The sequence below is a fragment of the Colwellia sp. M166 genome (assembly GCF_024585285.1).
Classification (GTDB): Bacteria; Pseudomonadota; Gammaproteobacteria; order Enterobacterales; family Alteromonadaceae; genus Cognaticolwellia.
In genome coordinates this window covers 1526707-1546981 of record NZ_CP040755.1, presented here as the reverse complement: position 1 = coordinate 1546981, position 20275 = coordinate 1526707, and the positions used below count along the sequence as shown (strand labels likewise).

Here is a 20275-nt window from a genome sequence, read left to right as displayed (position 1 = left end):
AAAATTGTACATCGTATTTAATTTACTTTTTATTCATCTGTTCGTTTTTAGCAGAATCACTACTTTTCAGTGCCTTACATTATTTATTCTTGTTTCTATCATTCAAAAAACACACTGGCTGTAACCAAAGTCTAGACCAATACTTAATTATTACCTTACTGAACACGACTGAAGCAGACATGAGCGAAGAAGCACTCAATGAATTACGAGAAAAGTTAGAAGCTGATTTATTAAAGCTTTATGGCTCGCCCATTTTAAATCTTGAGCAATTGCATAAGGCACTGAACTATCGAAGTGTTGCAACAATGCGCCAAGCCCTATTAAGGGGGACGTTACCCATACCGATATTCTCACAGCCAAATCGTAGGGGCTACTTTGTCTTGGTTGCAGAGGTAGCAAGGTATATGGCGCAGTGCGCTGTTGTCGAGATGGAAAATAAGAAGATGTGACGAATTTTAACTGGCGCAGAAATAACAAAGACCCGAAGTGCTCTAACACAGTGGGCCTTTGCAGAATTGTCTTTTGAAAGCAGACAATTCAACTGTAGTACATTTGCAGGTTTTTGCAAGTGTGCGATAGGTTTTTGCGCCTCTAATGAGAGGCAAGAAAAATGATTAAAATTGATATTTGGATTGAGTTGTTAAGACTGTGGTTATTAACACAATGGTCATACCGTAAGCTTGGTGAGTATTTAGGTATTAGTCATCAAGCAGTAGGCAGAAAAATAAATGCATGGACAGAAAAAGGCATTTCTTACCATGATGTAAAAGATTTGCCCTTAAGTGATGCGACAAAAATTCTTCTCACTGGGCGACCTCCGCATCAATCAAGGTTTACGTTACCTCAATATGAGGAAGTTGCAAACCTGATATCTAGTACAAAAGGTAGAAAGGGTAAGCCCAATATTCGATTTCATTACAGAGCTTATGTAAAAGCAGTCGGTGAAGCTAATGCAGTTGCAGAGTCTACCTATTATGCAGGGGTTAAGGCTGCACTGAATAACCCTAAATTTGCACTAACTATCATAGAAAACCCTGGAGAACGTTTGTATATTGATTATGCTGGCCTTCGTTTATCTATCGGCCCTGAAAAAAATAGGCATTACGTATACTTTATTGCCGGTGTTTTAGGTTATTCAAAGAAAATATTCATTCGTGCGACCACACATCAGAAACAGAAAGATTGGCTTGATTTCATGCAATGGATATTTATTCAAATAAATGGTGTCGTTAAATTTATCATCACTGATAATGCAAAACCTTTGGTGACAACACCAAAACCCCATCTGAAGCTCACAAAAGGTTATGAGCAATTTTGTAAGCATCAAGACGCTATTGCATATCCATCTCCACCAGCAAGCCCGAATTACAACTATGCGGCTGAAATAGCAGTGAAAATTTTTAATAATGAGATTTATCCTTATTTAAGCGAAATGTCTTTTAACTCGGTAGAAGAGGTTAACGACTGTTTGGATTGGTTGGTGTCTGCGATTAATAAGCGACCATTAACGGGACGCGCTGAATCACGCGATGAGCTATTCGAAGAAGAAAAACCATCGTTTAGAGAGATAAATCCAATATCTTTTATTGTGCCTACAGGACAGCGTACAGTTACGGTTGACAAGCATTATAGAGTCAAAGTTGACCAAATATACTATTCAATTGACCACAAGCTGTTTGGTAAAAAAGTGCAGATTTATATTTACCCAGATAAGGTTGATATTAAGCATAACGGTGAACTTAGCTATAGCCATGCCAGACGAAAATCGGGTGATGCGCATGCCATGCTGATTGAGCATATGCCGCCAGAGCATAAGGTGTTGAGAAGCGAAAACAAAACTTATTTTTTGGCTTGGGCAAAAAAAGAAGAGCCGTCATTAATTCCTTTTGTCGAAGAATTTTACTCTGATGTATCTGAACGTGATTTCTATGCCAGAGAGCAATGCAATACTTTAAAACGCGTGTTAGAAAACTCGGTGAAAGAAGGGTTTGCTGAAGAATTTGTTGTGGGCTGTTTAATGTGCCAAGCCAGTAATCGATTAAGCATTAGCGCATTAGAATCAATGATTGAAGTTGCTAAGTTGGATGATGACGATATTCAAGAGTCATTTGCTTGTTATCAGCAAATGCAACAAGGTTCACAGGGAGAACATCATGCACACTAATTCCACGTTAGACTCAACAGTTAGGTCAATGTGTAAAACATTGCGATACAGTGCGTTTATTGGCGGTATGGATGGAGCTGCACTTGATAAAGAATTTGACTTAGTTGGCTTTCAGAAAAACCTAATCGTTGTTCTAGATGCTATTCACTGCAATAAGCTAGTTGATAAGACACAAAAGTATCGTAAAGCCGCTAACCTGCCATATACGAGCATTCGCTATGCTGATATTGAGCAATATCCTATCGGGCAATTTAATCATAAATATTTTGAATATTTAAGCCGTGGTGCTTGGTTAAAAGAAGGTGACTCTATCATTATCCATGGAGAGCCATCTAAAGCGCGGCTGGAGTTGGTGAGCGCTTTTGGCAATGAATTAATAGATAAGGGAATTTCCGTTCTATTTAAAGAGATGAAAGAAATGCTACAAGATTTACTGGTAGCAGACGCTAAGAGTCTTTTGCAATCAGCACTAAAGCCGCTTGAGGTCATTGATGTACTGATGCTCGATAACTTCGAGTTAAATATACTTTCCATTAAAGAAGCCTATATTCTTGCATCTTTGATCAAAACGCGTAGTGAAAAAGGTGGCTTTATCCTTATTAGCAAGAGTCCGTTAGAAGATGAAATTACAAGCGGTAATGGCATTGGGTTAGTTGGTCAAATGCTGGCCCAACACATATTGCCTTACTGTCATCATTTGAATCTTGTTGAAAGTAAGTAGGCTTTGATGTTTAACAACGAAGTCCCACATAGGGTTAACATTGGAGAGCGAATTGCCTATCCGCTTTCCAGTGATGATGCCTGTTTAAGCACGGTGTCTAGTGATGATGCCATGCTTCAGATGTCGATGAAGTTTTATCATCAAGAATTACTGCAATCTGTTGATGCGATAGAGTTTCTTAAAAATAGAGCAATATACAGCGATAACGTTATTGAGCACTTTAATTTAGGTTACTCCAATAGAAGGTTAGGGCTTGAATTACAGAAGCTATCTAAAAATGATGAGGAGATAAGCCGAGGCGCATTACAGCGTTTAGGGCTATTAAAATCTACAGGGCATGAACTGTTCTATGGTGCTGTTACTTTTCCTTTATTAAACCAACAAGGGCATGTTGTTAGCTGCTATGGAAGACGTATAACAACAGAGTCTAAACCTAGAAAAATTTACCATAGACATTGGTACTCTGATGGTATCGGCTTTTTTAATTGCACCGCTTTAAAAGATAATGAGCAACTCATTTACTGTAAAAATCCCATTGATGCACTGAGTTGGTGGGTCAATGGTTTTACTCATGCCATTTCCACTCTTGGGAGTAGTGACTTCAATGAACAACATGCAAAGTTACTTAAGGATAGCGGTATAAAAACGATTTATTTAGCAATGGGGACAACAAAGAATACGTTAATTGAGGCTAGACGTATTGCAAGATTACTTAAGAAAAAGCGCATCGCGGTAATGCTGGTGTTATACCCCAACGGCTTTGATGCGAATAGTTTCATTATTCAGGAAATTAACCCGAAAGATGAATTGCAGCAATTACTCAATTCATCACATCGATATATGGTGAACTAATATGAAAGAATTAATTAAAAAACTCAGTACATTAACTGACTGTTTAGCTTTTTACATCGAAGACTGTATGGCGAGAGGTCAAAGCAACGCGACTATCACTTCAAAGAACAATTTGATGCTTATGTTCATTTGTTGGGCAGCAACGAAACAAATAACGAAAATATCAAACGTTGACTTGTTTGTGATGGAAGAATACAGACGCTATTTATCAGCTTATCGAAAACCTAAAAATCAAGAGCCACTTTCAATTGTTACACAAGCTCAGCGTTTAATAGCTTTGAGAGTGTTTCTGGAGAGAATGTTCTATTACGATATTATCACGGATAACTTCTTCGCTAAGTTTGAACTGCCTCGTACTGGTAGACGGTTGCCTAAGTTTATTCCTGATGAGGAAGAGATTGAGCTAATAATCAACCAAACTAAAACGAAGGGAAACATTGGTATTCGAGATAAAGCTATACTCGAAATTTACTATGCATCGGGTATTAGACGTACTGAACTTGCCAATTTGGATATTCGTCATGTTGATACTAAAAACCTTACGATCACTGTAAGAAAAGGTAAAGGCGGTTACGATAGAGTTGTACCTATTGTTCAACGTACTGTAGATGCTATCAACGAGTACCTAACAAAAGTTCGCCCATTATTGGCAATATTTGCCAGCGGTGATGCGCTTTTCTTAGGTGAGACAGGCAAGCGAATATTGAGCAGTAAATTAACCGAGCTTGTCGGTGAATATATTCGCAGATCGGGTGTGGCAGAAGAAGGCGCGTGTCACCTACTTAGACATGCTACAGGGACACATATGTTGCGTAATGGTGCCGATATTCGTTATGTGCAAGAGATGTTAGGCCATGAAGATATCAGCAGTACCCAACTTTATACCCATGTGGTTATCAATGATTTACAAAAAGTGCATAAGCAAACACATCCATTTGCAAAATAATTTGTAAAATATATTGAAAACTAGCTGATTAATCCATATTTATGTCAGGAACTTTTACAAAAAACTGGACAAAAACAGAGCGAGTATATTAGAATTACTCTATGTGGAGGACATATGAACGTCACTAAATCAGTTAATCAACAAATAGATCAGATGAAACCGGGTAAGTTATTTTCTTATCAGGATATCTTTAGCTATGCAGAGCACAGTGATGCTGTTGTAAAAGCAATCAGTAGAAATTCAAAAAAGTTGGGTTTAGTGAAAATCAAAAAAGGCTTATTTTATAAGTCTGAAATTGGTCGTTTTGGTCCAATGGCTCCTAAAGATAATGATGTTATTAATTACTTCACCTCCCGTAAAAATAGAACGGTTGGTTATGTAACAGGTCCTGCATTGTATTACCGATGGGGATTAACTACTCAAATTCCAGCAGAAGTGAATATTGCAACTTCAACAAATAAACGAGAGAAGGCTGAGCTATCTGGTCTTAGGGTTTCTACGTCACCTGCACAGCACAAAGTAACTAAGAACAACATTGAAATACTTCAATTTTTAGACGTTCTTAAAAATATTGATCGCATTCCAGATGCTGATACAAAAGAAGTAACAAATAAGCTTTCAATAAAGCTTAAGGAATATTCTTCTAAATCAATCAAGGAAATGGAAAAAATAGCAATTGATAATTACCCCGAAAGAACCAAAGCAATTCTGGGCTTTATTTTAGAGACGTATATGAATCATTTTAGCGATAAATTGCGAGATTCATTGAACCCTACATCTAAATACTATTTCTCCTATGCCTATAAATGGGAAAAAGCTCAAAAGCACTGGCATCTGATCTATAACAAAAAATAAAAAGGAATATGTGTGTTATTACACGAAGACAAAAAAGCTCTAGAGGAAGCAATACGAGCGACAGCAAAACATTTATCTTTGCCAATAGAATATGTCGAAAAAGATTATTGGGTAACTTATGCATTAAAGGAACTCGCTTCATCAGATATTTGTGATGAAATTGTTTTTAAGGGCGGTACTTCTTTAAGTAAAGCTTACAGTATGATTTCTAGGTTTTCAGAAGATGTAGATATAGCTGTATTAACAGATAACTTAAGTAAAGCTCAAGCAGGTAGAAAAGTTAAGAAGGCTAGTAAAATAATTTCAGATATCTCTGATATATTTAATGAAATAGACTCTCCTGATACTTCTAAAAACTCACACTTTAGAAAAATTAGATTTCAATACCCAAGAATCGATGAATCAGCGCCAGTTGAAGGTCAAATCGAAGATAGCTTATTATTGGAGATAAACGCATTCGCTGATCCTGAACCGTACAGCAAAATGCCTCTTTCTTGTTATATAGCTGATTTTTTTATTAACAGTGGACAAGAGTCTGCCGTATCTGAATTTGGGCTTGAAACGTTTGAAATGAACGTACTTTGTACATCTCGTACTGTTTGTGAAAAAGTTATGGGATTGGTTAAAGCCTCTTACGGTGAAAATCATATTAACCAAATTAACAGTAAAATTAGACATTTATATGATGTTCACTTTTTAATAGCCGATAAATTTACCTGTGAATTTGTTGAGTCAGCCAGCTTTGGTGAAATGACAGCTAAAGTTATTGCTTGTGACCAAGAAACTTTTAAGTCAACACCGTGGTTTGATGTGCCACTAGCTAGCGCTTGTGTATTTTCTAGCTTAGCAGAAATCTGGCCTTCTCTTGAAAGTACATACAATGGTGACTTCAAAGCGATGGTTGTGGGGGAAGATATTCCTTCAAAAGAATCTCTAATAGAATCCATGGGTATAATTCATAGGCAATTAGTTAAGTTTGATAGTTAAACAACCTTAATGTGAAAACCTTTTGGAGTATTAAAATAAAGTATGGAAACACAAATAAATGAAGAGCAGTTATATCAAAAATTAGTTGTTATTCGTGAAAAAAGGGAACAGTTTTTACAAGCTCCTGAATTGCAACCTCATGACTGTGAAGAGCATAAAGAGTTGCGAGTAAGGCACTTCGGTAGAGGTAAGCACTATGTATATCAATGCCAAGAGTGTGGCTGGCAGAGGGGGCAATCACTAAAACGAGATACTGCCTTAGAAATAAATGGTGGGGTTGAGCCAAAATTATTTGATGATTCAATAGAAACAGAAAGAGACAAAATTAGACAAAAGGCGCATGAAAAACTTCAGACGACTTATTCAGAAGAAAGAACAATTACATCTCTAATTCACGGTTGGTCTCCTGAAAGCTTTGAAAGTAGTTATAGTAAAGAACAACAGCAGCTAGAAGAAGCAAACGAAAAACTATCAAATTTACTTGAGCAATTTGAAGAAGAGTTTGGTGAAGAAAAAGTTATAAAAAGCCTAATTGCGCAAACAGTAGAACGTAAGAAAAAGCTTTACTCTGAACGCAAAGAAAAAACAGATAGATTTACAAGCGAAAAAGAGCTACAGCACTGGTTTACCACTCACCTACAAGAAGATTTTCATATTTATAAAGAAGTACCAGGAGTTCATTTAGCAGAAAATACAAATGTTCGTATTGACTTCATTCTATATCCTAAAGAGCACCTTATATCTGAAGGCTTTGTTGAAGAACCGTTTGGTGTTGAGGTTAAATACTTTAAACAGGAAGAAGGTTTTACACACAAAACTAGTAGAGGCATATGGCAAACTATTAGCTACAACGACTGTCTTTTCAAAATTAAAGATAAAGAATTTAAGACAAAATTTTGTTTACTATTTTCGAATTTATCTTTTTCTTCTGAAACTGCTCTCATTAAAAATTTAGGATATGAGTGGGAGAATGATCAAATTGAATGGAGTGGTATGATTCATGTAGCTAACCATGCACGCGTTGGAACTTTATCAATCAATGGTGATAAGCAAGGATTAACTGGCTGGGGAATCAGATTTGCTGGTGGGACATACTTTGTTCGATCTGCATACAATGATGAAACAACTTATCGCTTATCTAACTCTGATACTATAAATAAAATGAGAATAGGAAATTTCTAAGGCTAAAGAACTTAAAATTGTCTTTAGTTAAGACAGCAGAAATGCAAATATAGACTAAACTAATACAAGGAAATGTACATGCTACCTCAACCGCCAAAATCCTCCCTAAACACCTGTAAATCAAAAACTTAAACCTCACGAAAATGCAGGTAAAACCACACCTAGAAGCTAAATTAGTTTACAACTACTTTAGGGATTACGACCCCGAATTGGGGCGCTATATTCAAAGTGACCCGATTGGTTTAGCGGGTGGTATTAATACTTATGGGTATGTTGGTGGGAATCCTATATCCTATTCAGATCCGAGTGGTTTGTGCCCATGGTGTGTTGTAGGAGGTGTTATTGGTGGAGGTTTGAATGCCTGGTCACAATATAATTCTGACGGTCCTTTTGATTGGGGATCGTTTGCAGCATCAACAGCAACAGGTGCTTTAGGTGGAGGTCTTGGTAACCTAACCAAGGGATTATCATGGGGGAAAAATATCGCTGCAAATGCATTTGGTAGTGGTGCTATTGGCGCAGCCGTAACTGCAAGTAAAAATGAGCTAACTGGAAGTTGTGATAGTATTGAAAACTCATTTTTAAATGGATTTGTTTTTGGTGGATTGGGATCGGGTGTAGGAAATGGTACGTCTGGTATTATTTCAAAAATGAATCAATCATACTTTAATTCACTTCCTCTATCTCAACAGTTGTTTTTAAGTTCCAATGCATTGCATGGACTTCCTAACTCTCATCTGATAACTGGTGGTGTGACTATTGGGAATACTGTTGGTGGAGTTATTAGTAACCTACCTGTCAATGTTAGTGGAAATGGAAATTAGTTATGAATAGTAAAATGATGTACGTAATCTACTTAATTTTATTTCCAATTGCGGGTATCGGGGTTGGTTATGTTTTCTATTGGGTCTATTTATTACTAGGTAATAATGCATCTGATATGGTGTTTGATATGTTTATTGTTGTTTGGTTTTCTTTTGGAGTCTTTGCCGGATTATTCGGTTGTAATTGGCTGCGAAAAATAAACAGACAGATTCACAAGAAATAATTATGACCATTTCTTACTAATATATATTGATTTGAATCCAAAGCCTCGCTAGCCGGGGCTTTTTGTTTTTGGGTAACTGAAATTTCAATAATTAAATCTGATTCAGATACTTCGTAAATTGAGGGAAGTTATATAGTGGTATTGAATTAATAAAAGGAAATAGCTATGAATAGTATAACTGAACTACCCTCACATATTGATGTGCTAAGAGAAGGCACAACAGAGTCTATTAGACGGTCTTTATCTAGTAGAAAAGCAGATAATCTCGATAAGAAAATTTGGCCTAGTGAAAACCTCCTTATTGATAAACTTTTAAGTAGATTTGATGAAATTGAATGTTTTTGTTTGCAATTAAATGAAAAGTTTAACTTTATGGAACGTTACTCGATTTTAGATTGTTTGTTAGGTATTTTGGCAATAACTAAGCCAAGTGATTTACAGAAATCTAGAGAAGATAAAAAATCGCTGCAAGAACTGAATAGAAAGATTGCAAAACAGGCATTTGATTTAGCTGAACTTATAGAAAAAAGAAGTGAGCTGAATAATTGCACACAAATGAGCAGTAACACTTATTATTCAATTTCTGATGTAATTAATGACGCTGCTCAAGATAATTATCTATTTCAATCAAACCCGAAAAAACAATTTAACCAACTGTTCTATCAATATGATTTGAAGTATTGGCCAAATATTACTCAGGTAATCGATGCGATTGGTATTGATGCGGATTGTGCCGATATTGAAGCAAGCGACTCTATTACTGAAGCAGGGACTAAATCAACACGCTCATCAGTTGTAGACACCATTAGAGCTTTTTTTACCGCTTTAAAAAATTATGAAAATAGGCATCATAATATTTCAGTAAAAGTCATGAACATGTCGAATCAATGTTTTACTTCAATATTCAATATTGGTCTTGCACTTGGGCCTGATGAAATTATTAGTGATGATCAATTTAAAACAGCAAAGCATCGAATAAAAAAAGAAATGAACATTAGATAAATTGAGAACCAAATAACATTAAAACCCTATCTGCCTCTATGGAAAAGCTAATAATAATTCAGAACGTTGGTAGCATTAACTTTCAGATTTTACTGCGTTTTAATTATTGATACATGTTGAAATATACAGTTGTTGGCTATATGTATAAGATAACTTTTGCAGCAATTCACTTCTTACTAAGATACAAGGTACAGCTCTATGGCTACGGAAAAAACTAAATTTTCACAAAAACAGTTTTTAAAAGGACGTAGGCCGGAAAAATTTTCTGACTCATTTGAAAAAGAAATAAGTTCATTAGAAAGGCCAGTACTGGAGCATTACCTTGCTACTTTAAATAAACGCAGCCAAGAATTAGAGTTTGAAGATTTTGCCAAGAGACTATGTGAAAAAATAGTATGTCCAAATCTGTTGGAACAGACAGGCCCTGTTGCTGGTGGTGATGGAAAAACTGACACTCAAACATTTCCAGTCTCAGAGCAAAATAAATTGTTATGGTTTGAAGGTATAAATGATACCTCTCACAAAGAACGGTGGGCCTTTGCCGTAAGTACTAGAGTTGATTGGGATGTTAAATGTAAGAGTGATGTTCGAAAGATTAAAGGCACAGAAAGAGGATATAAGAAAGCGTATTTCGTTAGTAACCAATATGTTAAGTCTGACCAAAGAGCAAAAATTGAAGACTTATTGGCTAAAGAAACAGGTCTTGATGTAATAATTTTAGATTTAAGTTGGATTTTAAATCAGGTTTATAAAAATAAGCTTGAGCAAATAGTTATTGATACGCTGGCTATGCCTGTAACTTTTAGTAGAGAGAAGCATATTGGTTCAAATGATTATATAAAAAGCCAAGAACTGGATGAACTTAATGAAAAAATTAACCAAGAAGTTAACCCACAAGAGATTACTAATGAACAAGTTGGTTGGTTTTTACAAATAGCAATTTTGAATGCTGAACTTGAGAATACAGAAATTGAAGTAGAGGGTTTATTTGAAAGAGCTATAAAAATTGCTAATAAATTTGGTAATAACCAGCAACTTTTGGAAGCACATTACCACTACGCTTGGAAATCTCATTTTTGGTATGAAAACTCATCTACTTTTGAAGAACATTTAATTTTGGCTTTCCAAGCGATTGAAAAATCAACTAGTTCAGCAAAGTGGGAAAAGGTAGTTACTTTACTTAATGTTGCAATTGGTCATGCTAAAATTACAGGTGTTTCATTATCAAATAACATTTTGGAAGTAAAAAACAAAGTTATAAAACTTATCACCAAGATAGCTGACGATGATACGAAACCTAGTAATTCTTTATACGCACAAACTCAACTAGCCATTTTTGAATTGCAAAGCCTAAACTGTATTGAAGATGCAGGACCTACTTTTAAGTCTCTTCACGATATTGTTCAAAAAAGTGAATCACTTGTTGGCTATCCTTTTGAACAGGTTTTCTATTTAATTTCCGCTGTTGATGATATTTTTATGGAGATTGAAGCATACGAAGATTTACTAGACTACTTAACTGAGCAGTCTTCTAAAAGAGATGGTGATGTTGCCGCTTCGTGGAATTACCTTAAAAGAGGTGCAAGAAGGTTAGAGTCAGGTAAACCATATCAAGCCATTAAGTTAATTGGAAAATCATTGGCCGGGTTATATAAAGAATAGTCATCAAGTGAAATGATCTTTGCTATGAGAATAATATCAGCGGCCTATGAGAGTGTTGGTTTACCTTGGGCATCTAGAGCTAGCATGTTATTTGCAGCATCGATGTTAACAGACAAATATTGGAAACAAGATGAACTGAGTATTGAACAAGTAAACGCTTATGTTCGATTGAGCTGGATGGAGTTGCAGCTAGGAAGATTAGGCCAGTCTTTACTCTGGTTCGAATTGGCACTGATTGTCCAGTCAGGTCTAGATGATAACGTCATTACTGAAAACGAAATCATTAACTTTGATGGGTGTATAAGTCATCTAATCCTAAATATCCCCTTTTTAGACTTACCAAATTTAACATCTCTTCCTAACCTATTGGATAAGCTTGGGTTACAGAGTTCAAGAGGAATGCTGCTTTGTACTTTAGGGTATGAAGATGATTTCTCTGATGAGTATGAGGTCACTATTGATCAAAAACATCACGACTTTTTGATTATGGTTAGAGACATTGACCTTGGAAAAGATATTAGAATATTCAATGATATAATAGGTAAGCGTGGTGATATTAAATCTTATCTTCTAGGGGGAGAAATATCCATTAACTACCCTCAGAAAACACCTTTCATTGAATTGGCCGAGTCAATTTTAGCTATGTTAGAAGGACTATTGGCTACAGCATGGGTTGATGACTTTTTCCCAATAGAGTCTTCTATTTCAATTGAAATAATTGCAGATGATGACGATGATATTTGTATTACTCATGATATTGAAGATTTAGATCAAAATTTACATATAGAGATAACGTGTTCAAACTTTAACATTGAAGAAATGAATCTTTCTGCCCAACGTGAGATTCAGCAATGGTTCACGGAGTTTTCAATAGAAATACTATCAAGATTTTTTTACATTAAAGATCCTGAAAGGCTATTAGAAGCAATGTTTAAAGATGATAGGGCTATAGAGAGATCATTATCTTTTGGCACAAGCTTTATGGCCTTACACAATATTCAAGGTCATGATTTTGTTAAAAGAGTTAAAGCTTTATTTAGTAATATTGAAGATAAACAATATACTTTAGTTCGGAAAGTAGCTTGGGATATCGGTTATCCAAAGAATAAAGAAAGCCAAAATACCAATGAAACATCAAAAAATGCTGTGAATTTCTCTAGTCAAAGAGAAAGAATTGGCCATCAAGACCTTATTATTAATGGCATTATTAAACCTCGCTTGTGGGACAAAGCTAAATGGTCTGGTGTAGGTTTTAGTCAATTCCCCACTAAAGAATTGGGCTTAGATTTGTTGTTTGGTAATGGTGATGTGGGTAAAAAAATTATTGAAGGATTAAAGGAAGAGCTTGGGAAAGAAGATCTATCGAATCGATTAAGAGTATCAATAATTAAAGGAGTCTCTGCAAAAGAACCTTGCAATTATAAGGTTGTATTGTCTGAAAACTTCACAAAAAATCATGATAGAAAATTAATAATGTCAGTTTCTAGAATTCACACTATGACCCCTAAAACATTGGATAATTTAGATCGGTTTTTATTAGAGTTTAGCTCTCAAAAATCATTTATTTTGGGCTATGGAACAATGAAAGCTGGGCAATATGTTGCTGGCTTCGACACTTTAACTAGTGGGATTAAAATTAATAACTTAGTTGTATTGGAAGCATGGCAAGTTGGAACAAATGACATTGAACAAACGGCAATAACAATAGATGATGATCCTATTATTCCTCAAGGGGTCACTAACGCTCCTATCATGGATGTTTTAAAGGCTAAGAAATAGAAATATCCAATTTGCTCTCAAAGCCAGCGGAAGCTGGTTTTGCCTATCTGCCACTTAGTGAAAATAGTCGTTTGGTGTCAAATTGAGTTGGTTGATCATCTCTGGGCTGAAGCCGTTGCGTAGTAACTCAAAATCTTTCATATCAATTTTGGCCTTTGAGCCATTACCTATTAGTTGATAAATACTGCCGCTTTCAGTGAAGATCATTTGGCTTTTTATGCTGATTGATTCGATGCTAGAAGTACATACATAATCACCTTTAAAAAAACGGCAAGTCATATCATCAACTACAGTCGCATAAATAACTTTACCAACCAATTCGTTATCGTCCATAACAGAAACAATTTTCCAGTCTGAAACTATCGTGTTCATCGTCTTATCCATCATACTTAACCAAGGTTAATGATAAAAAATCAATGTTAAAGTCGCCAATAATGGATGGATCTAAAACGTAGTATTTGAGCAAGAAAATATTATTTCACAACAAAAGCTGCTAAGGTAAAAGTGCCTTAACTTAAGCTTGTTTAGTAAATAATTAACATAATAATAAATCAATACTCTTATAAAACATGGTCCACGTTATTGTATTTTTATGGTCCAACCAATGTGGATTAACGGTCTATTGGCGGTGGATTAAAGTTCCTTGAACCCCGTATTTTACAATTCTAAAGTCCAGCGCCTAAGACCAGTCAGTTCATTTATCCTTTACCATTAATTCAGTTATCGTGGACCAATAATAACGTTATATTATTAAACTAAAAATAAATAAGAGGATAGATTTAATTTGCTAATGATTACTTGAAGTGTGGTTGTCGAAAACTTCTACAGGAATGGTTTTAATGCTGTCTTCGATCTTCGTAAAATTTTAAAAGGCTTTCTATTTTTATTTTCATTACTTCTGCTTTTGCTAATGGAAACTTTACTTCAAATAATTCATTAAACATTTTGCCAGCTAACAACTCTGCATTTGTTGGTCTAGTTTGTTGCCAAATGATTAGCTGAAAAATGACTGTTATTAATAAAGCCGTGAACCCATCGAGATTGTTTAAAAGGTAAAAAGAAATACGTTGTTGCTTGTAGGATTGTTTTACTACGGATCTTAAGTCACTAAAAGTTGAATTCTTATATATTGGTTTGGTGATAAGTTGAAGTCTGATTGATTTTGGAAGCGCGTTGATAATTTTGAAAGGCTTGGTGAGCAATAAAGAGTTTTGTTGTAGTAAAAGCCATAAGCAATGATTCAGTGTTGAGTAGCAGCGATAATTAGTGGCTTTGTTGAAGTTTCTGAAGCTAACTTTTGATAAGGCTGTGCCAGTTAACCTCTTTCTGTAATCTCCATTCCTTATTTCATTTTCTGTTGTTATTTGTTCCTGTTTTAACCTTGGATAAAGTTCCTCTAGAGAATTGATATTATTACGATTCATGTATTCCAAAAGTGCAAACTGAGATGACATAGATCTGATCTCATTTGATAACGATTTATAGCCACTGTTATTCCATGCTTTGCAAGCGAGAGTTTTTTTATTAAAAGACAAAGTATTAGATTCAGTTAAGAGAACACCTTCTTCTTGCCTCGCATAGTTAGCAATATTCGCTTGTCTTTTTAAGGAGTTATTACCCTTATTCGTGGTTTTATTATTTTCCATTACATGTAAAAAGCTTTCCGTTCGATATTTTTAATATTCAGTATAGCCTTAAATAGATGAGGATAGGTTCGGAAGGTTTTTACCATGACAGAGATAGAGCTTAAAGCGTTAACAAAGAAAATCGAGTGCGATTTACTTAAGTTATTTGGGACACCAATTCTAACCGTCAGTGATTTGAAAAAAGCCATGAACTATTCCAGCACTGCTGCTATTCATCAAGCTGTTAGTAAAGGCATATTTCCTATTCCCGTCTTTAAAATACCAAACCGCAGGGGACATTTTGCGTTAACGGTAGAAGTGGCTCGTTTTATGGCGCTACAGGCTACGGATAATATTCAAAAAGTAGAAGGTAAAGATATGAATTGACGTAATCGTTTGAGACGCAAATAAAAAGCCCCTCGTGGGTTAACACAAGAGGCTACGTTTTGATTTTGTCGTTTGAGACCCGACACCATCAATACTAGTCAAGCTATAGCTTTTGTCAAGAAATCCTCTGATTTCTTGAGGGAGATTATTGATGGATAAAAACATGATATCAGGCGAAAAAGCACGACTTTTGCTTAAGCTTAAGTATTTATCTCCATGGTCTAATCGTGCAATAGCTCGACATATAGAGGTAAGTCACCAAACGGTAAGCCGTTACTTTAAGTCTGCTTTAACGGCTGGTTTAACATGGCCTAAGGTTAAATCACTTGATAACGATGAGCTAATTACCTGCCTTTTTCCTAATTATCCATTTAGAAAATCAAACTTGATCCGTCCAAATTGTGCTGAGGTATATAAGCGGTTAAATGACAGAACACATGAAAAGGGAAATTTAAAGAAAGAAGATTATTGGCGCGAATTTTTACTTGAACATGGTGCGTTAGGCGTTGGTCGTACTACCTTTTACAACGACTTGAAATCATATCGTGATGATTCTGATCGCAGTATGACGCAATTCAAAGCACCTGGAGATTATTTCTTTTGCGATATCGCAGGCTCTAAAGTTTACATAGGGATAAACAAGGACATTCCCGTTAGTTTATTTGCAGGTGCATTTGGTGATTCAGATCTTGCGTTCATGAAAGGCTATGTTAATGAAAACCAAGAATCTTGGCTCAATTTTATAGAGCAGGTGTTTATTGATGTAAATGGTGTTCCGGTTTTTGTTGTAACAGACAATGCCGCAGCTTTACGCACAAGCAGAAAAAACACTAAAAAGATTACGGCTCAGTATCGAATGTTCTCTGAACACTATGATTTTATTCCTTTTGATATTCCAATTCGAAGTCCACGATATAACTATCGCGCTGAGCGAACTGTTAGAAAATTTGTCGATGCTATTTTAGCTTATGCACGAGAGCTTACATTTTTAGATTTAGATGATTTTAACACTTGGCTTCAAAGTAAGGTTAAAGAAATCAATAACAAAATTTCACCTAAAACGAATGATACCAGTACACAGCGCTTTTTAGTTCGTGAGCAACAAGCACTCAGAGAGTTAAACAGCAAACGCTTTCCTCTCCCGATTGAAACGCATGTTATTACGGTTCAAAAAGATTACAAATTTGTCTTTGAGGGTGGTCATTACTCGATACCAGAAAACTTAAAAGGTCAAAAAGTAACCGTTATTGTTACTAAAAATGAAGTGGAAATAAAATACAAAACCAAAACTGTTTGTATTCATACCCGCCTTAAAAAAGGTGAGAGAGATTCAATGAAACCAGAGCATATGCCCATGAATCATCGAGTGCTCGTTGAGCAAAATAAAGCGCATTTTATTGAATGGGCTAGTCAAATTGATGCATCTGTTGTCACTTTAGTTGAAGCGCAATACAAAGGCGCTGGAGAGCCTGATTATAAAGCAAGAAAGGCTTGTTTGCAGATACAAAGGTTAGCTAAGAAAGGTGAGTTTGATAAATACGTAGAAACTTGCCAGTGGGTGGTTTCACTTGGGCGTTTAACCGTAACTGCTTTCTCTGACGCTTTACAAGCCAATGTAACCTCGAACGAAGGGCTTCAAGAAGCCTATCAGTTATATCAACAGCAAACCCAAAATAACAATGGAGGAAGAAAACACCATGTACACTAATAAAGCGATAATTTCCCGTAGCAAAGATGTTCGCATGGGAGGGCTTGGGCGAGCTTATGTTCGCCTTCGTTCATCACCCTCATTTGAGCCAATGAGTAAAGATGAGTTTTTCTTCTCTATGCTCGATATTGTCAGTGAAAATCAGGATATTCAAAAGGTAGAGCGACTTAAGCGCCAAGCCAAATTGCCTTATCCGTGTGCTGAGGTTTCTGATTTTGATTTAAAGCAGCAACCCAGTATTAAGCGTAGTCAAGTTGAACATTTGCTTTCGTTAAATTGGATAGCCAAAGGACAACATCTAGTTATTCATGGCTCAGTAGGAAAAGACAAAATTAAGTTTGGTTGTGGCTTTGCCAATCATGCGATAGAACAAATGCATCCAACAGAACATCTTGAGTTTAATCAATTAATTTTCGAACTGCGCTTAGCACAGAAAAATAATGAATTAACTGAATTATTTGAAAAACTATCAAAACTAGATCTATTGATGCTTAGCAACTGGCATTTAGATGAGTTAGAGCTGGTTGATATGTACTTGTTGTTTTCACTCTTGGAAACGGTTCTGCCATCTCTTTCACTACTTATTACATCTGATCCACCTATACAAGAATGGGCGAATAGCTTAGATGAGCCGTTGCTATCAAGTCGCTTAACCGAATTGGTATGCGATAACGTGCGCGAACTCAAGTTTAGAGAAGTTACTAAAGTTTCACACTAATAAGTACAACGTTAAATGAGGAAATACTGATGAATAATTTATCTGTATCAACTGAACATTCAATACCGTTTTCAAATCCACATGTGGAAAATAGTCACTCTGTCGTTAGCAATGTTCCTGTCAGTTTTGTTGCACAATATAGTAATTGTTTAGCACATTGCCCAAGAATAAAAACCTACCTTGTAAAAATGCTGGGTATTGATGAACTGAGCCTATCTACCTATAGCATTGGTTATTGTGATACCGCAGTCTTTGAACATTCGTTATTCAAAGGCTGTATTACTTTGCCTTTGGCATATGACGATAATACGGTTGAACTATTTGGACTTAAAATAATACCAACAGAAAGTGACAGTATTGGCTCTGTATTTAATCCTATTTATCAGCCTATCTTCACGCTAGAAGCGCTTGATAATGTCGCTATCAAATGTGATTCACCACTTGATGTGATTGCTTTTAACGAACACGGCTACAAAAATACTTTTTGTGAATTCGGTAGCTGCTTGTCAGAAACGACCATTGATGAGTTAAAGCAACTGGGTACATCAACCATCGTTTATTTTACCAGTGTACTAGGTGTTAGCTTTGATATTGCTGAGGCAAGTTATATTGCTCAACGATACGGTATAACTTTATGTGAGGTGAATTTACCTTTTCTTACTCGGCATATTGGCGAATGGGATACCTTTCAATGGCAGTTGTTTGATAAACGTTTAACGTGTGCATTATCTAATGTAGGTATGCGCAATGAACGCTATCAAGCTTAATTGATGTAGAACTTTCGGTAATGCATAACTCTGAAATCACACCAAAGATTAACATTGGAGAGCGAATTGCCTATCCGCTTTCCAGTGATGATGCCTGTTTAAGCATGGTGTCTAGTGATGATGCAATGCTTCAGATGTCGATGAAGTTTTATCATCAAGAATTACTACAATCTGTTGATGCGATAGAGTTTCTTAAAAATAGAGCAATATACAGCGATAAGGTTATCGAACATTTTAATTTAGGTTTCTCCAATAGAAAGTTAGGGCTTGAATTACAAAAGTTATCTAAAAATGATGAGGAGATAAGCCGAGGCGCATTACAGCGTTTAGGGCTATTAAAATCTACAGGGCATGAACTGTTCTATGGTGCTGTTACCTTTCCTTTATTAAACCAACAAGGGCATATTGTTAGCTGCTATGGAAGGCGTATAACAACAGAGTCTAAACCTAGAAAAATTTACCATAGACATTGGTACTCTGATGGTATCGGCTTTTTTAATTGCACCGCTTTAAAAGATAATGAGCAACTCATTTACTGTAAAAACCCCATTGATGCACTGAGTTGGTGGGTCAATGGTTTTACTCATGCCATTTCTACTATTGGGAGTAGTGACTTCAATGAACAACATGCAAAGTTACTCAAGGATAACGGTATAAAAACGATTTATTTAGCAATGGGGACAACAAAAAATACGTTAATTGAAGCTAGACGTATTGCAAAATTACTTAAGAGAAAGCGCATCGCGGTAATGCTGGTGTTATACCCCAACGGCTTTGATGCGAATAGCTTCATTACCCAGGAAATTAACCCGAAAGATGAGTTGCAGCAGTTACTCAATTCATCACATCGTTATATGGTGAACTAATATGAAAGAATTAATTAAAAAACTCAGTACATTAACTGACTGTTTAGCTTTTTACATCGAAGACTGTATGGCGAGAGGTCAAAGCAATTCAACCGTTAACACGAAGAATAACCTCGTCTTAATGTTTATCCGATGGGCAGTGACTCAGGGGATTGAACGTATTCAAGACATTGACTTATATGTGATGGAAGATTATCGAAAATATGTATCGGCCTATCGAAAACCTAAAAATAACGAACCCTTGTCGATTGTTACTCAGGCACAACGTTTGATTGCCTTAACAACATTTTTAGACCGAATGTTTTACTACGATATTATCACTGATAACTACTTTTCTAAGTTTACGTTGCCCAGAACAGGAAGACGGTTACCAAAATTCGTTCCTGATGAAGAGCAAGTTGAATTAATTATTAACCAAGCATTGGTTAAGGGAAAAATTGGTATTCGAGATAGAGCTATCATTGAAGTGTTTTATGCTTCAGGCATTAGACGAAATGAATTGGCTAATTTAGATATTCGACATGTAGATGCTAAGAAGTTAACCGTCACAGTTCGAAAAGGCAAAGGAAGTTATGATAGAACGATCCCAATTGTGCAAAGAACAATTGATGCACTGAATGACTACCTTGAGAATGTAAGACCTGAATTAGCAACATTTGAAAGTGGTGATGCATTGTTTCTAGGTATGACAGGAAAACGCATTCTTAGCAGTAAGCTAACTGAATTGGTAGGAGATTACGTGCGTAGATCTGGTGTTTCAGAAGATGGAGCATGTCACATCCTGAGATATGCGACTGGAACCCACATGTTGGAGAATGGTGCTGATATTCGAGTTGTTCAAGAACAGTTGGGGCATGAAGATATAAGCAGTACTCAATTATATGCCCTTGTTAGCATTAAGCATCTGAAAAAAGTACATGAGAAGACGCATCCGTTTTCGAATAAACGTGACTCTCAATAAGTTGCTTAAGCTGATATTAATTCGCAGGAGTTTATATTTACTATC

21 protein-coding genes are annotated in these 20275 nt (G+C 35.9%); 19 read left to right on the top strand and 2 right to left on the bottom strand.

Annotation, left to right across the window (positions count from 1 at the left end):
• Window positions 1-179 precede the first annotated feature (179 nt).
• The 13 genes from FGD67_RS07025 to FGD67_RS06965 all read left to right on the top strand — a co-directional run bounded on the left by FGD67_RS07025 (window position 180) and on the right by FGD67_RS06965 (window position 13198).
• Window positions 180-449 (top strand): hypothetical protein, encoded by a 270-nt coding sequence (locus FGD67_RS07025; RefSeq protein WP_257174335.1) that lies wholly within the window; start codon window positions 180-182, stop codon window positions 447-449.
• A 161-nt stretch (window positions 450-610) separates the two neighbouring features.
• Window positions 611-2164: a hypothetical protein gene (locus FGD67_RS07020; protein ID WP_257174334.1), complete on the top strand. Its 1554-nt coding sequence runs from the start codon at window positions 611-613 to the stop codon at window positions 2162-2164.
• Window positions 2154-2885 (top strand): ATP-binding protein, encoded by a 732-nt coding sequence (locus tag FGD67_RS07015; RefSeq protein WP_257174333.1) that lies wholly within the window; start codon window positions 2154-2156, stop codon window positions 2883-2885. Before FGD67_RS07020 ends, FGD67_RS07015 begins: the two co-directional genes overlap by 11 nt.
• A 6-nt stretch (window positions 2886-2891) precedes the next feature.
• On the top strand, window positions 2892-3737 hold the full coding sequence (locus tag FGD67_RS07010) for a toprim domain-containing protein (protein WP_257174332.1): 846 nt from the start codon (window positions 2892-2894) through the stop codon (window positions 3735-3737).
• Between the two features lies 1 nt (window position 3738).
• Window positions 3739-4683, top strand: a complete 945-nt coding sequence (locus FGD67_RS07005; protein ID WP_257174331.1) for a tyrosine-type recombinase/integrase — start codon at window positions 3739-3741, stop codon at window positions 4681-4683.
• A 114-nt stretch (window positions 4684-4797) separates the two neighbouring features.
• Window positions 4798-5538: a DUF6088 family protein gene (locus FGD67_RS07000; protein ID WP_257174330.1), complete on the top strand. Its 741-nt coding sequence runs from the start codon at window positions 4798-4800 to the stop codon at window positions 5536-5538.
• Window positions 5539-5550: 12 nt separating this feature from the next.
• Window positions 5551-6525, top strand: coding sequence for a nucleotidyl transferase AbiEii/AbiGii toxin family protein (locus FGD67_RS06995; RefSeq protein ID WP_257174329.1), 975 nt, complete (start codon window positions 5551-5553; stop codon window positions 6523-6525).
• Window positions 6526-6567: 42 nt separating this feature from the next.
• A complete protein-coding gene (locus FGD67_RS06990) occupies window positions 6568-7707 on the top strand; it encodes a hypothetical protein (protein WP_257174328.1) in 1140 nt (379 codons plus the stop codon).
• A 143-nt stretch (window positions 7708-7850) separates the two neighbouring features.
• Window positions 7851-8531 (top strand): RHS repeat-associated core domain-containing protein, encoded by a 681-nt coding sequence (locus FGD67_RS21775; protein ID WP_306556789.1) that lies wholly within the window; start codon window positions 7851-7853, stop codon window positions 8529-8531.
• A 2-nt stretch (window positions 8532-8533) separates the two neighbouring features.
• The gene (locus tag FGD67_RS06980; protein WP_257174327.1) at window positions 8534-8755 is read left to right on the top strand and encodes a hypothetical protein; all 222 of its coding nucleotides are present in this window, start codon (window positions 8534-8536) and stop codon (window positions 8753-8755) included.
• A gap of 165 nt (window positions 8756-8920) precedes the next feature.
• Window positions 8921-9757, top strand: coding sequence for a hypothetical protein (locus tag FGD67_RS06975; RefSeq protein WP_257174326.1), 837 nt, complete (start codon window positions 8921-8923; stop codon window positions 9755-9757).
• 198 nt (window positions 9758-9955) lie between these two features.
• Window positions 9956-11419 (top strand): hypothetical protein, encoded by a 1464-nt coding sequence (locus FGD67_RS06970; RefSeq protein WP_257174325.1) that lies wholly within the window; start codon window positions 9956-9958, stop codon window positions 11417-11419.
• Between the two features lie 24 nt (window positions 11420-11443).
• Complete coding sequence (locus tag FGD67_RS06965) at window positions 11444-13198, top strand: hypothetical protein (RefSeq protein ID WP_257174324.1); 1755 nt, start codon at window positions 11444-11446, stop codon at window positions 13196-13198.
• Between the two features lie 54 nt (window positions 13199-13252).
• Here FGD67_RS06965 and FGD67_RS06960 read toward each other — a convergent pair whose 3' ends face one another.
• Entirely contained in the window at window positions 13253-13570 is a 318-nt protein-coding gene (locus tag FGD67_RS06960) for a hypothetical protein (protein WP_257174323.1), read from the bottom strand.
• Window positions 13571-14034: 464 nt separating this feature from the next.
• Entirely contained in the window at window positions 14035-14844 is an 810-nt protein-coding gene (locus tag FGD67_RS06955) for a hypothetical protein (protein ID WP_257174322.1), read from the bottom strand.
• 84 nt (window positions 14845-14928) lie between these two features.
• Between FGD67_RS06955 and FGD67_RS06950 the strand changes: the two genes are divergently transcribed.
• The 6 genes from FGD67_RS06950 to FGD67_RS06925 all read left to right on the top strand — a co-directional run bounded on the left by FGD67_RS06950 (window position 14929) and on the right by FGD67_RS06925 (window position 20230).
• Window positions 14929-15210 carry a hypothetical protein gene (locus FGD67_RS06950; RefSeq protein ID WP_257174321.1) on the top strand — a complete coding sequence of 94 codons (282 nt, stop codon included), beginning with the start codon at window positions 14929-14931 and terminating at the stop codon, window positions 15208-15210.
• Window positions 15211-15361: 151 nt separating this feature from the next.
• The gene (locus FGD67_RS06945; protein ID WP_257174320.1) at window positions 15362-16918 is read left to right on the top strand and encodes a hypothetical protein; all 1557 of its coding nucleotides are present in this window, start codon (window positions 15362-15364) and stop codon (window positions 16916-16918) included.
• Entirely contained in the window at window positions 16908-17636 is a 729-nt protein-coding gene (locus tag FGD67_RS06940; protein ID WP_257174319.1) for an ATP-binding protein, read from the top strand. Before FGD67_RS06945 ends, FGD67_RS06940 begins: the two co-directional genes overlap by 11 nt.
• A 29-nt stretch (window positions 17637-17665) precedes the next feature.
• On the top strand, window positions 17666-18403 hold the full coding sequence (locus FGD67_RS06935; protein WP_257174318.1) for a hypothetical protein: 738 nt from the start codon (window positions 17666-17668) through the stop codon (window positions 18401-18403).
• A gap of 20 nt (window positions 18404-18423) precedes the next feature.
• Entirely contained in the window at window positions 18424-19269 is an 846-nt protein-coding gene (locus FGD67_RS06930; protein WP_257174317.1) for a toprim domain-containing protein, read from the top strand.
• Window positions 19270-19336: 67 nt separating this feature from the next.
• Window positions 19337-20230, top strand: coding sequence for a tyrosine-type recombinase/integrase (locus FGD67_RS06925; RefSeq protein WP_373567856.1), 894 nt, complete (start codon window positions 19337-19339; stop codon window positions 20228-20230).
• Window positions 20231-20275 lie beyond the last annotated feature (45 nt).